Source organism: Serratia sp. NPDC078593, assembly GCF_050268245.1.
Taxonomy (GTDB): domain Bacteria; phylum Pseudomonadota; class Gammaproteobacteria; order Enterobacterales; family Enterobacteriaceae; genus JBNNGK01.
The window spans coordinates 63,703-76,701 of record NZ_JBNNGK010000016.1 but is presented as its reverse complement, the minus strand read 5'-3'; the positions used below and the strand labels follow the sequence as shown (position 1 = coordinate 76,701).

General features: G+C 50.7%; 12 protein-coding genes. 10 read left to right on the top strand and 2 right to left on the bottom strand.

Annotated elements, in window-relative coordinates:
• Positions 1–30: 30 nt before the first annotated feature.
• From ACQKDS_RS16345 to ACQKDS_RS16310, 8 genes are all read left to right on the top strand, one after another.
• On the top strand, positions 31–609 hold the full coding sequence (locus ACQKDS_RS16345; protein WP_399671987.1) for a lipoprotein: 579 nt from the start codon (positions 31–33) through the stop codon (positions 607–609).
• A 59-nt stretch (positions 610–668) separates the two neighbouring features.
• Positions 669–2,147 (top strand): muropeptide MFS transporter AmpG, encoded by a 1,479-nt coding sequence (ampG, locus tag ACQKDS_RS16340; RefSeq protein ID WP_399671985.1) that lies wholly within the window; start codon positions 669–671, stop codon positions 2,145–2,147.
• Between the two features lie 439 nt (positions 2,148–2,586).
• On the top strand, positions 2,587–3,540 hold the full coding sequence (gene cyoA, locus ACQKDS_RS16335) for a cytochrome o ubiquinol oxidase subunit II (RefSeq protein ID WP_399671983.1): 954 nt from the start codon (positions 2,587–2,589) through the stop codon (positions 3,538–3,540).
• 4 nt (positions 3,541–3,544) lie between these two features.
• Entirely contained in the window at positions 3,545–5,536 is a 1,992-nt protein-coding gene (gene cyoB, locus ACQKDS_RS16330) for a cytochrome o ubiquinol oxidase subunit I (protein ID WP_399671981.1), read from the top strand.
• Positions 5,526–6,140 carry a cytochrome o ubiquinol oxidase subunit III gene (locus ACQKDS_RS16325; RefSeq protein WP_399671979.1) on the top strand — a complete coding sequence of 205 codons (615 nt, stop codon included), beginning with the start codon at positions 5,526–5,528 and terminating at the stop codon, positions 6,138–6,140. Before cyoB ends, ACQKDS_RS16325 begins: the two co-directional genes overlap by 11 nt.
• Positions 6,140–6,478 (top strand): cytochrome o ubiquinol oxidase subunit IV, encoded by a 339-nt coding sequence (locus tag ACQKDS_RS16320; RefSeq protein WP_399671977.1) that lies wholly within the window; start codon positions 6,140–6,142, stop codon positions 6,476–6,478. The genes ACQKDS_RS16325 and ACQKDS_RS16320 overlap by 1 nt, the downstream gene beginning before the upstream one ends.
• A gap of 17 nt (positions 6,479–6,495) precedes the next feature.
• The gene (gene cyoE / locus ACQKDS_RS16315) at positions 6,496–7,386 is read left to right on the top strand and encodes a heme o synthase (RefSeq protein WP_399671975.1); all 891 of its coding nucleotides are present in this window, start codon (positions 6,496–6,498) and stop codon (positions 7,384–7,386) included.
• A 283-nt stretch (positions 7,387–7,669) separates the two neighbouring features.
• Complete coding sequence (locus tag ACQKDS_RS16310) at positions 7,670–9,034, top strand: MFS transporter (protein ID WP_399671973.1); 1,365 nt, start codon at positions 7,670–7,672, stop codon at positions 9,032–9,034.
• A gap of 162 nt (positions 9,035–9,196) precedes the next feature.
• Here the strand turns inward: ACQKDS_RS16310 and ACQKDS_RS16305 are convergent, their stop codons facing one another.
• On the bottom strand, positions 9,197–9,688 hold the full coding sequence (locus tag ACQKDS_RS16305) for a YajQ family cyclic di-GMP-binding protein (protein ID WP_399671971.1): 492 nt from the start codon (positions 9,686–9,688) through the stop codon (positions 9,197–9,199).
• Between the two features lie 169 nt (positions 9,689–9,857).
• Here ACQKDS_RS16305 and panE point away from each other — a divergent pair, with 169 nt between their 5' ends.
• The gene (gene panE / locus ACQKDS_RS16300) at positions 9,858–10,769 is read left to right on the top strand and encodes a 2-dehydropantoate 2-reductase (RefSeq protein ID WP_399671969.1); all 912 of its coding nucleotides are present in this window, start codon (positions 9,858–9,860) and stop codon (positions 10,767–10,769) included.
• Complete coding sequence (yajL, locus tag ACQKDS_RS16295) at positions 10,732–11,322, top strand: protein deglycase YajL (protein ID WP_399671967.1); 591 nt, start codon at positions 10,732–10,734, stop codon at positions 11,320–11,322. Before panE ends, yajL begins: the two co-directional genes overlap by 38 nt.
• Before the next feature lie 166 nt (positions 11,323–11,488).
• On the opposite strand, the gene thiI is transcribed toward yajL, so the two are convergent.
• The gene (gene thiI, locus ACQKDS_RS16290; protein WP_399671965.1) at positions 11,489–12,937 is read right to left on the bottom strand and encodes a tRNA uracil 4-sulfurtransferase ThiI; all 1,449 of its coding nucleotides are present in this window, start codon (positions 12,935–12,937) and stop codon (positions 11,489–11,491) included.
• Positions 12,938–12,999: the final 62 nt, after the last annotated feature.

Genomic DNA, 12,999 nt, shown 5'->3' with positions numbered 1-12,999 from the left:
TACTATTCTATCGAGAACGAGACAGTCACTATGTTAAAAAAACTATGCCTCCCTTTTCTGGCTGCGTTGTTGCTGGCCGGTTGCGCGACCAGCAACAATACCTTGACCGTGGCACCAAAAATTGTTCTGCCTACGCAAGATCCTACACTGCAGGGTATCACCATCAGTATTAACGGTGCCGATCAGCGTAAAGATCAGGCTCTGGCTAAAGTTAACCGCGACGGGCAATTGGTCGCCCTCACCCCGTCGCGCGATCTGCGCTTCTTGTTGCAAGAAGTATTAGAGAAACAAATGACGGCTCGCGGCTATATGATTGGCCCTGAAGGCGCTGCCGATCTACAAATTATCGTCAATAACCTTTATGCCGACGTATCTGAAGGTAACCTGCGTTATAACATCACCACCAAAGCAGATATTTCGATCATTGCGGCGGCTAAAAACGGTAACAAGCAAGTTAAAAATTACCGTTCAACCTATAACGTGCAGGGCGCATTCTCTGCCACCAACGATAAAATCGCCACCGCAGTTAATACCGTGCTGGGGGACGTCATCGCCGATATGGCGCAGGACACCAGCGTCAACGACTTTATCAAACAAAACGCACGTTAATCCGTTAATACCCAGTGCTGCTGGGGCAACCTGAATCTGGCAGCACAGACAAGGACATCATGTCGAAACAGTACGTTAATATCTTTACCCAGCGTAATTCTGTCATTTTGCTGTTGCTGGGTTTTGCATCCGGTCTGCCACTGGCACTCACTTCAGGCACACTGCAAGCTTGGATGACCGTTGAAAACATCGATCTGAAAACCATTGGTATTTTTTCTCTGGTCGGTCAGGCTTATGTCTTCAAATTCCTCTGGTCTCCCTTTATGGATCGTTATACGCCGCCATTTCTTGGCCGGCGGCGCGGCTGGCTATTAATCAGCCAGTTGCTACTCGTGATCGCGATAGTGGCGATGGGCTTTATGAATCCAGCACAACATTTGTGGTGGTTGGCCGCATTAGCGGTACTGGTGGCCTTTTGCTCGGCGTCTCAGGATATCGTTTTTGATGCCTATAAAACGGACCTACTGGCAGCCGAAGAACGCGGTACCGGGGCAGCAATCTCGGTTCTCGGTTATCGGCTGGCGATGTTGGTCTCCGGCGGGCTGGCGTTGTGGCTCGCCGATCGTTACTTCGGCTGGCAATCAACCTATTGGCTGATGGCTGGCCTGATGTTGATCGGCGTGGCTGCTACCCTGTGGGCGCCCGAGCCAGACAACAATATCCCTGCGCCACGGACCATGGAACAGGCAGTTGTCGCACCATTACGTGATTTCTTTGCCCGTAACAACGCTTGGTTAATCCTGCTGTTGATTGTGATGTATAAGATGGGTGACGCTTTCGCTGGCAGCCTCAGCACCACCTTCCTGATTCGTGGCGTAGGCTTTGACGCTGGGGAAGTAGGGCTGGTCAACAAAACGCTCGGTTTATTCGCCACCATTGTCGGCGCCTTATTAGGCGGTGTAATGATGCAACGTTTGACTCTGTTCCGCGCATTGATGTTGTTCGGCATCTTGCAAGCGGTGTCAAATTTGGGCTACTGGATCCTAGCCGTTACCGACAAGAATCTCCTGACCATGGGCAGTGCCATCTTCTTGGAAAACCTATGCGGTGGCATGGGAACGGCAGCATTCGTCGCGTTACTCATGACATTGTGCAACAAATCGTTTTCTGCCACACAATTTGCGTTGCTGTCAGCATTATCGGCCGTGGGTCGCGTCTACGTTGGGCCCATTGCCGGTTGGTTTGTTGAAGCACATGGCTGGCCATTGTTCTATCTGTTCTCCATCGCCGCTGCCCTGCCGGGATTGATATTGCTGGCCGTCTGTCGCCAAACGCTGGAGTACACCCAAAAGACCAATGACTTCATGCCACGTACAGAATTCCGGCAGGTCTACCGCTGGGCACTGCGTCTGCTGACCTTTGGCTGCGCCCTGTTAGGTATTTGGTTACTGCTATTAATCACCAATGCCTTGGGCTGGAGCCATTTACCTCAGTTGGCTGACAATCTGCTGCAACTCGGCGCGACCCTGAGTCTGGTAGGCATCGTCATGGGGAGCTTGCTGGATTATCTGGCGCTGCGGCGCACCCAACTGGCTTAATCCATTCGGCCGACACCAATGTCGGCCGACAAAAATGCATCATGTGAATGAATTTATTTCTTTGTGAAAATATAATTGCCACTCAAATTATTTTTATATCCGATAAAAGCACTCAGAAATAAAATTAAATTCACCTTTGATACACATTTATTTTACATTAAATAAACCTTTACCAACAATTAAATAAAGTCGCCCTCTGCATTAAAAACAGCATACCGTTATTTTTCCTTAACATAGGCGAAACTCGGCACGATTCAGCTCGCCAACGCATTGTTGCCATTAGTAAATTGTCACGCAGCGTTACATCTGTGACCCCCTTAACAGAAAGTGTCAACAAGGCGCTGACACATCCCTAAGTATGTTTACAGTACTGCAACCTTCCCGTAAAATGCCCGCACACATGAAACGACAATAGAGCCTTTGTAATTGGGGTCGTTAGATGAGACTTAAGAAATACAATAAAAGTATTGGGATGTTGTCATTAATTGCATCCACTGTAATGCTCAGTGGGTGCGATATGGCTTTGATGAATCCCAAAGGAGCAATTGGTGTTGAGCAACGGACACTGATACTCACCGCAATCGCATTAATGCTGATCGTGGTGATACCAGTAATCATTATGGCTTTCGCCTTTGCCTGGAAGTATCGTGCTTCCAACAAAGACGCTAAGTACAGTCCAAATTGGTCACACTCCAATAAAATCGAAGCGGTCGTCTGGACCATTCCCATCATCATCATCGCCATCCTTGGCACCATTACCTGGAAAACAACCCACGAATTGGATCCATTTAAGCCGATTGTCACCGACAAGAAGCCAATGACCATTGAAGTGATGTCGTTAGACTGGAAATGGTTGTTCATCTATCCGGAACAGGGTATTGCGACGGTTAATGAGCTGGCCTTCCCGAAAGATGTTCCAGTCGAATTCAAGATCACCTCTAACTCGGTAATGAACTCGTTCTTTATTCCTCAGTTAGGTGGGCAGATTTATGCAATGGCCGGCATGCAGACTAAACTGCACCTGATCGGTAACGAAGCAGGACAATACAAAGGTATTTCCAGCAGTTACAGCGGAGCAGGCTTCTCTGGCATGAAGTTTACCGCCATTGTTACCCCTACCGAAGGCGACTTCGATCAGTGGGTTGCCAAGGTGAAGGAATCTTCCAAGAACCTTAATACCACCGACGACTTTAACAAACTGGCAAAACCGAGTGAAAACAACCCGGTTGAGTACTTCTCCAGTGTCAAACCGAATTTGTTTAAAGAAACCATTGGCAAATTCATGGGTGATATGCACATGCACAAAGGCGCAGAAACAGCCGCGCACGAAGGTATGGACATGAGCCAGGGTATGGACATGGGTGAACATGCTCACGCCGGAGCCGAGGAATAATCTGATGTTGGGAAAATTAACGATTGATGCGGTTCCTTACCACGAACCGATCGTCATGGTCACCGTTGCCGCTATTCTTGTTGGAGGCCTGGCTCTGCTGGCGCTGATAACCTATCTCGGCAAATGGAAATGGTTGTGGGGTGAATGGCTGACCTCCGTTGACCATAAAAAAATTGGTATCATGTACATCATTGTGGCGATGGTCATGTTGCTGCGCGGCTTTGCCGACGCCATCATGATGCGTAGCCAACAGGCGCTTGCCTCCGCCGGTGAGGCAGGGTTCCTGCCGCCGCACCACTACGACCAAATCTTTACCGCCCACGGCGTCATCATGATCTTCTTCATGGCAATGCCTTTCGTGGTCGGCTTGATGAACATCGTGGTGCCATTGCAAATCGGTGCGCGTGACGTTGCCTTCCCGTTCCTGAACTCCCTGAGCTTCTGGTTCTTTGTGGTGGGTGTTGTGCTGATCAACATCTCTCTGGGGGTGGGCGAGTTCGCACAAACCGGTTGGCTGGCCTATCCGCCGCTATCAGGTAAGGAGTACAACCCTGGTGTCGGGGTCGATTACTGGATCTGGAGTCTACAGATTTCCGGTCTGGGTACTCTATTGACCGGTGTGAACTTCTTCGCCACCATTCTGAAAATGCGTGCCCCTGGCATGCCATTGATGAAGATGCCGGTGTTCACATGGGCAGCACTGTGTACTAACGTACTGATTATCGTTTCATTCCCAATTCTGACCGTCACCATCGCGTTGTTGACCCTGGATCGCTATCTGGGCACCCATTTCTTCACCAATGATATGGGCGGCAACATGATGATGTACATCAACCTGATTTGGGCCTGGGGTCACCCAGAAGTGTACATCTTGGTTCTGCCGGTGTTCGGGGTGTTCTCCGAAGTCACCGCCACCTTCTCGAAGAAACGTCTGTTCGGCTATACCTCACTGGTATGGGCAACCATCGCGATTACCGTTCTGTCGTTCATCGTCTGGCTGCACCACTTCTTTACGATGGGTTCCGGCGCGAACGTTAACGCCTTCTTCGGTATTGCCACCATGATCATTTCCATCCCAACCGGGGTGAAAATCTTCAACTGGCTGTTCACCATGTATCAGGGCCGTATTCAGCTCAACTCCGCGATGCTGTGGACCATCGGCTTCATCATCACCTTCTCTGTAGGTGGTATGACCGGTGTTCTGCTTGCTGTTCCGGGGGCGAACTTCGTGCTGCATAACAGCCTGTTCCTGATTGCCCACTTCCATAACGTCATTATCGGTGGTGTGGTGTTCGGTTGCTTCGCTGGCCTGACCTACTGGTTCCCTAAATCTTTCGGCTTCACGTTGAATGAAAAATGGGGTATCCGTGCGTTTTGGTTCTGGATCATCGGCTTCTTCGTGGCCTTCATGCCGCTGTACGCACTGGGCTTTATGGGGATGACACGTCGTCTCAGCCAGAATATCAACCCTGAGTTCCACCCACTTCTGGTGGTTGCAGCTTGCGGTGCCGCGCTGATTGCCTGCGGTATTCTGTGCCAGTTGATTCAGATCTTCGTTAGCGTTCGTGACCGCGAACAAAACCGCGATCTGACCGGTGACCCATGGGGTGCCCGTACGCTGGAGTGGTCAACCTCCTCGCCGCCGCCGTTCTATAACTTTGCCGTTGTGCCACAGATTCACGATCGTGACGAATTCTGGGACATGAAAGAAAAAGGCGAAGCGTATAAGAAACCGGCGAAGTACGAACCGATTCATATGCCTAAGAACACCGGTGCTGGCGTGATTATCGCTTTCTTCAGCCTGGTATTCGGTTTCGCGATGATCTGGGAAATCTGGTGGATGGCGTTGGCCGGCTTCATCGGTATGATCGTTGTCTGGATTGCCAAGAGCTTCGATCAAGATGTTGATTACTATGTGCAGGTCGATGAAATCGAACGCATTGAAAATCAACACTATGAACAAATCAGCAAAGCAGGCGTGAAACATGTCAACTGATACTCTGACTAACCATAACGCAGCCCATGCCGAGCATGGGCACCACGATGCAGGAGAAACCAAAGTCTTCGGATTCTGGGTCTACCTGATGAGCGACTGTATTTTGTTTGCGACCTTGTTCGCGACCTATGCAGTTCTGGTGAACGGGACCGCTGGCGGTCCCTCTGGTAAAGACATCTTCGATCTGAAGTTTGTTTTGGTTGAAACGTTCCTGCTATTGTTCAGCTCCATCACCTACGGTATGGCGATGATCGGCATGAACAAAGGGAAAGTCGGCAGCGTTAATACTTGGCTGTTCTTGACCTTCCTGTTCGGCCTCGGCTTCGTGGCAATGGAAATCTATGAATTCCATCACCTGATCGCTGAAGGTTTTGGCCCGGATCGCAGTGCATTCCTCTCCAGCTTCTTTGCGCTGGTCGGCACCCACGGTCTGCACGTTACCACTGGCCTGATCTGGATTATTGTGATGATGATCCAAGTCAGCAAGCGTGGCCTGACCTCAACCAATAAAACCCGTCTGATGTGTCTGAGCCTGTTCTGGCACTTCCTGGACGTGATCTGGATTTGCGTATTTACCGTTGTCTACCTGATGGGGGTTATGTAATGAGTCATTCATCCCATGAAACCTCTCACGGCGGCGCTAGCCACGGCAGCGTTAAGTCCTATGTGATCGGCTTTGTTCTGTCGGTCATTCTGACGGTGATTCCATTTGCGATGGTGATGAACGGCACCGCCTCTCATTCCACTATCTTGGCGGTTGTTGTCGGCATGGCGGTAATCCAGGTTGTTGTTCACCTGATTTACTTCCTGCACATGAATACCTCATCGGAAGAGCGCTGGAACCTGGTGGCATTGCTGTTCACCGCTATGATCATCGGTATCGTTGTTGTGGGTTCACTCTGGATTATGTACAACCTCAACATCAATATGATGGTCGATTAAAAGCTGAGCCGTAAGTGATGATTAAGCAATACCTGCAAGTAACCAAACCAGGAATTATTTTCGGCAATTTAATTTCTGTCGTCGGGGGATTTTTGTTGGCTTCCAAAGGAAGCATTGACTATCCCCTGTTTCTCGCCACCCTGGTGGGAGTCTCGTTGGTTGTCGCATCGGGCTGTGTATTTAACAATTACATTGACCGTGACATCGACAAGAAAATGGAGAGAACGAAGAATCGGGTATTGGTAAAAGGCCTGATCGCGCCGAATGCCACCCTGGTTTACGCTACCGCGCTGGGTATTGCTGGTTTCGTGTTGCTGTACACCGCTGCCAACCCGCTAGCCATGTGGCTGGCGGTGATGGGCTTCGTCGTTTATGTCGGCATTTATAGCCTGTACATGAAGCGTCACTCGGTTTATGGCACGCTGATCGGCAGCTTGTCGGGCGCGGCGCCACCGGTTATCGGTTATTGCGCCGTGACTAACGAGTTTGACGCGGGTGCCTTGATCCTGCTGGCTATCTTTAGCCTGTGGCAGATGCCGCATTCCTATGCGATTGCTATCTTCCGCTTTAAAGATTACCAGGCAGCCAACATTCCGGTATTGCCAGTGGTGAAAGGTATTTCCGTCGCAAAGCATCACATCACGGTCTACATTCTGGCGTTTATGATTGCCACGTTAATGCTGACTCTGAGTGGTTATGCCGGTTATAAATATCTCGTCGTTGCCGCCGCCGTCAGTGTATGGTGGTTAGGCATGGCTCTGCGCGGTTATAAAACCGAGAATGACAGTATTTGGGCACGTAAGCTGTTCGTCTTCTCGATTGTTGCTATCACTTCGCTGAGCGTAATGATGTCAATAGACTTCAGCGCCACGGCCACACCGGACGCATTGCTCACCTACGTTTGGTAAGTGTCATCATCTGTAAACAGGCCGCTTTTGCGGCCTGTTTTATTTGTCTACTAAAAACGCAAGTGATTCTGTAACAACGCGGCCAGCGTAGTAAAGCCCTCATAAATCGGGCTAACACGGCTCTGCATCAGATAAAATGGGGGAACGGTAATATCTGCTAAACAACAATACGTTTACCCCCCCTGCCCTTCATCCTAAAATGACGCTGCTTACAGAAACTATTCCATTAGGCATTCACCCTCAACGCCTACTGGAATGGTTTTTATTGAGGTTTGATGTTTGCATGAACGATAACGCAATGACCCCGCAGGAACGCCGGGCAACCTGGGGACTAGGGACAGTATTTTCACTGCGCATGCTTGGCATGTTTATGGTGTTACCGGTTCTCACCACCTATGGCATGGCGCTTAATGGTGCCAGCGAGGCATTGATTGGTATTGCCATTGGTATATATGGATTGGCGCAAGCCATCTTCCAGATCCCTTTTGGTTTGGTTTCCGATCGCGTCGGCCGTAAACCCCTGATCGTCGGTGGTCTGCTGATTTTCGCGCTGGGTAGCGTGATCGCCGCCGTCAGTGATTCCATTTGGGGCATTATTCTCGGGCGCGCACTGCAAGGTTCAGGCGCTATTGCCGCCGCCGTGATGGCATTATTGTCGGACTTAACTCGCGAACAGAACCGCACCAAAGCCATGGCGTTTATCGGCATCAGCTTTGGTATTACCTTTGCTATTGCCATGGTGCTCGGCCCGATCATTACCCACTCACTCGGCCTGCATGCGCTCTTTTGGATGATTGCCGCACTGGCACTGGCAGGTATCGTCATCACGCTAGCCATAGTGCCGTCTGCTGAGCACCACGTGCTAAACCGCGAATCAAGTATCGTACGCGGCAGTTTCAGCAAAGTATTGAGCAATCCCCGCCTACTGAAGTTGAATATCGGCATCATGTGTCTGCATATTCTGCTGATGTCGAGTTTCGTCGCATTACCGCTGGCGATGGAAAAAGCAGGCTTGGTAGCCAGTCAACACTGGATGGTGTATCTGGTCACCATGTTGGTTTCATTTGCGGCTGTGGTGCCGTTTATTATTTATGCCGAAGTTAAACGCCGCATGAAACAGGTCTTCATGGGCTGTGTCGCCGTCCTGTTTTGCGCTGAAGTCCTGCTATGGTTTTCTGGCCAGCATCTGTGGGGCATTATTGCGGGCGTACAACTGTTCTTTATGGCGTTTAACGTGATGGAAGCGATTCTACCGTCGCTGATCAGTAAAGAATCCCCTGCCGGTTATAAAGGCACCGCAATGGGCGTTTACTCCACCAGCCAATTTATCGGCGTAGCGATCGGTGGCAGTCTAGGTGGCTGGCTTTATGGCTTGCATGGTGCAGGAGGGGTGTTCCTCGCCGGCGCGATCATTGCCGCCATCTGGTTTGTGATCAGCAGCAGTATGCAAGAACCGCCCTACGTCAGCAGCCTACGCATTACGCTATCAGAACTGGCCGTGAAGGATTCCGCACTAGAAAGCCGTCTGAAAGCCCAGCCGGGCGTGACAGAAGCAATAGTGGTTCCCGAAGAACATAGCGCTTACGTAAAAGTAGATACCAAACAGACCAACCGTGGCCAACTGGAAACGCTAGTCAACACACTGTAGATAGGGCATTAGGGAGAGCGCGGCGTAAGCCACTAGAATGTCCCTGGTTATATCAAGTCCGGGAGTTGCGGGCTGTCAGAGAATGTTGTTATCAATTTAAGGCCGGGCATATCCGGCCTTTGTCTTACTGCTGATCATCTCGATCTTACAACGCCAAGACGATTAATCGCGGAAATTTTTGAACTGGAACGGTTGCCCTAAATCGCCACCGCGAACCAGTGCCATCACACTTTGCAAATCGTCGCGAGACTTACCGGTGACGCGAACTTCGTCACCTTGGATCTGCGCCTGCACTTTCAGCTTGCTGTCTTTGATCATTTTCACGATCTTTTTTGCCAGCGACGTTTCGATCCCTTGCTTTAGCTTGGCATTCACGCTGTAGGTTTTACCGCTGTGCTCCATTTCTTCTGGAATCTCCAACGCCGCACCTTCAATTCCACGTTTTGCTAACTTTTCACGCAGAATATCAATCAGTTGATTAACCTGGAAATCAGACTCGCTGGCAACCTTGATGCTTTCATTTTTTTCGTTAAGCTCAAAGCTGGCTGGCACATTGCGAAAATCCCAACGGGTGCCGAGATCGCGCGTGGCGTTGTCCACGGCATTACGCACTTCTTGCATATCAATTTCGGAAACGATGTCGAAAGATGGCATACTTCTTCCTCCTGAATTAAAGCCCGCCTGAGCGGATGTTTCGATGGCGAGCATGATACCCGCTTTAGCGGCTGAGGCAAAATGCCGTTGCCACGCTCGCACCAATGCCCGTCAGCAGGAAAGTCTATAATCAGTCATGGGAATTCCACCGTTACTCCAAGGAGGCTGGATGAAAATAACGATTCTTGGTTGCGGTGCGCTGGGGCAACTGTGGCTATCGCGGCTTTATCAGCAAGGCCATGATGTACAAGGATGGCTACGCGTTCCGCAACCATTTTGTGCCGTCAACGTCATCGACGCGGAGGGTCAGGCTTTCAACCAGAACTTACCCGCTAACGATCCTGAACACCTGAGCCAGAGCGCATTGCTGTTGGTGACGTTGAAAGCCTGGCAGGTTTCTGGTGCCGTCAGTGCGCTGCTCCCCAAGCTCAATCCACACTGTGCGATTCTGCTGTTGCACAACGGCATGGGAACGCAAGAAGAACTGCCGGCTACCGATCGGCCGCTACTGCAAGGCACAACCACCCACGCCGCACGTCGTGACGGCAATACGATAATTCATGTCGCCAAGGGGATTACCCATATCGGCCCCACCAGCCCGGCAGCCACCCCGCTCAGTCATTTGGCGGAGGTGCTACATCAGGCGCTGCCAGATGTAGCCTGGCACAATGACATTGCTGCGGCTAACTGGCAAAAACTGGCGGTCAACTGTGTCATTAATCCATTAAGCGCATTGTACGATTGCCGTAACGGCGATTTGCGGCAGCATCGGACACAAATCGAGACGATTTGCCGGGAAGTTTCCAGCGTGATGGAAAGGGAAGGCCACCATACCGCCGTTGACAGCGTGATGACTTACGTCATGCAGGTCATTGAGAGTACAGAAAATAACATCTCGTCGATGTTACAGGATATTCGTGCCCAACGGCATACCGAGATCGACTATATTACCGGTTACCTACTGCGCCGGGCGCGCAGTCACGGCCTGGTGTTACCGGAAAATGCCCGGTTGTTCGATTTGATTAAGCGAAAGGAAAGTGATTATGAACGTATCGGTGTTAGTTTGCCTCGCGCCTGGTAGTGAAGAAACCGAAGCCGTCACCGCTATCGATCTCTTGGTACGAGCGGGTATTCGCGTCACCACCGCCAGCGTTGCCAGCGACGGCGATCTGACCATCGTCTGTTCACGCGGCGTGAAATTGCTGGCAGATGCGCCATTGGTAGCGATCGTCGATGAGCCGTTCGATGCCATTGTACTGCCCGGTGGCATGAAAGGCGCGGAGTGCTTTCGTGATAGCCCACTGCTGGTTGAAAAGGTTCGTCAAATGCATTTACAGGGCAAATATGTCGCAGCCATCTGTGCCGCTCCGGCGCTGGTACTGCAACATCATGATTTATTCCCGATTGGCAACATGACCGGATTTCCCGATCTCAAACAGCAGATCCCACAGGATAAATGGATGGATCGCCGCGTAGCTTACGACGCGCGAGTAAAGTTGCTGACCAGCCAAGGGCCGGGTACCGCGATGGAGTTTAGCCTGAAATTGATCGATTTACTGCTGGGGAAAGCCAAAGCGGCCGAAGTGGCCTCACAATTGGTGTTAATTCCGGGAATGTACGATTTCCGCGATTGAATAGCACCTTACCCGCCTTAAGCAATAACATTGCGGCGATTAATGAGGGCAATACCGCAAACATTTTCCATCGGTATTGCCTCTCAGCGCGACAGCAACGGTGCCCCCGGCGACTCATACAACTCAGTGGCCGGGGTGCACGTCAGTCACTAATAACGCTGGGGAATTAAGGGCGGTAAACTTTGATATTGCTGTAACCCTGCTCAATCAGATACAACGCCTGCAAACGGCTCATTACGCCACGCTCACAGTACAGCAAATAGGTTTTGCTCTGATCCAAATCGGCAAACTGGCTGCTCAATTTATAAAATGGCAATGATGTTACTTGCACTTGCTCCAGCTGTAGCGGCTTGTCATCCTGCTCGTCAATCGCGCGAATATCCAAAATGACCTCATCCGCGCCAAATGCCGCCACGGTTTCAACTTCCGTTACCTGCTCTTGCATCTCACTGGCGATGGTACGGATATCGACGTTCTTGGCTTCACGGACGACGCGGTCAAGGATGTCAAAATCGAAATGCCCTTCTTCTTCCTCGACTTTCTCTTTCACCGCTTTGACCGTCGGATTTTTAGAAATCACACCACAATATTCCGGCATGGTTTTAGCGAAGTCCTCGGTACCGATTTGACGCGCAACGTTAATGATATGCTCTTTATCGTGCGAAATCAGCGGACGCAAAATCAACGTATCGGAGGCATTATCAATTAAACGCAGGTTAGTTAACGTCTGGCTGGAGACCTGGCCCAATGCTTCACCGGTGACCAATGCCTGCACACCGTAGCGTTCTGCCACCTGCGACGCGGCGCGCACCATCATACGCTTTAATACCACGCCCATTTGGCCATCATCGACCTTTTCCAAAATCTCACCGACCACCGGCTCGAAATCAATCGCCACAAAACGTACTTTGTGCGAACTGCCGAAACGGTTCCACAAATAATGCGCCACTTGTTTAACGCCTATTTCGTGCGCCGAACCGCCCAGATTGAAGAAGCAATAATGCACCCGGCAACCACGACGCATCAGCATATAGCTGGAAACGCCGGAGTCAAAACCACCGGAAATCAGAGACATAACATCCTCTTGCGTACCGATCGGATAGCCGCCGATGCCCTCACGACGCGCCTTGACCAGCATCAGCTTATCGTCTTCAATTTCGAGATTGACCGTCACCTGCGGCTGAGTCAGGTTAACCCGCGCACTCTCAATATGCTGATTCAGGCCACCACCGACATAACGTTCAACGTCCTGGGAGCTGAAATCCTGTTTGCCCCGGCGCTTCACGCGGACACAAAAGGTCTTGCCGACTAACCGATCGCGATAAGTTTCCAGCGTTTGCTCAAAAATATGGTGAATATCGGTATAATCGCGATCTTCTACCTCTAAGATATGATGAATACCCGGAATACGCGTCAACGCATCCGCAATCACCGGGCGTTGATTTTCATCTTTCGCGCGGACTTCGATGAAGTCCCAATGACGAACGACCGCCAAGGTTTCATCATACTGCTTCAAGACATTGCGGATGTTGGTGGTCAAAATCTTTATAAAGCGCAAGCGCACAGATTGACTCTTGATGGTGATTTCCGGGAACAATTTAATGATAAACTTCATGGCGGTCTTTATGGTCAGATAAAATAAACGGTGCGGAGTATATCACTATCTGGTAGGCCTCT

Bases quoted from the DNA above. Each gene is read 5' to 3' on its own strand.
- ACQKDS_RS16320 (WP_399671977.1), top strand. From the start codon at position 6,140: ATGAGTCATTCATCCCATGAAACCTCTCACGGCGGCGCTAGCCACGGC.
- ACQKDS_RS16345 (WP_399671987.1), top strand. From the start codon at position 31: ATGTTAAAAAAACTATGCCTCCCTTTTCTGGCTGCGTTGTTGCTGGCC.
- cyoE (WP_399671975.1), top strand. From the start codon at position 6,496: ATGATTAAGCAATACCTGCAAGTAACCAAACCAGGAATTATTTTCGGC.
- ampG (WP_399671985.1), top strand. From the start codon at position 669: ATGTCGAAACAGTACGTTAATATCTTTACCCAGCGTAATTCTGTCATT.
- ACQKDS_RS16310 (WP_399671973.1), top strand. From the start codon at position 7,670: ATGAACGATAACGCAATGACCCCGCAGGAACGCCGGGCAACCTGGGGA.
- cyoB (WP_399671981.1), top strand. From the start codon at position 3,545: ATGTTGGGAAAATTAACGATTGATGCGGTTCCTTACCACGAACCGATC.
- ACQKDS_RS16325 (WP_399671979.1), top strand. From the start codon at position 5,526: ATGTCAACTGATACTCTGACTAACCATAACGCAGCCCATGCCGAGCAT.
- yajL (WP_399671967.1), top strand. From the start codon at position 10,732: ATGAACGTATCGGTGTTAGTTTGCCTCGCGCCTGGTAGTGAAGAAACC.
- ACQKDS_RS16305 (WP_399671971.1), bottom strand. From the start codon at position 9,688: ATGCCATCTTTCGACATCGTTTCCGAAATTGATATGCAAGAAGTGCGT.
- cyoA (WP_399671983.1), top strand. From the start codon at position 2,587: ATGAGACTTAAGAAATACAATAAAAGTATTGGGATGTTGTCATTAATT.
- thiI (WP_399671965.1), bottom strand. From the start codon at position 12,937: ATGAAGTTTATCATTAAATTGTTCCCGGAAATCACCATCAAGAGTCAA.
- panE (WP_399671969.1), top strand. From the start codon at position 9,858: ATGAAAATAACGATTCTTGGTTGCGGTGCGCTGGGGCAACTGTGGCTA.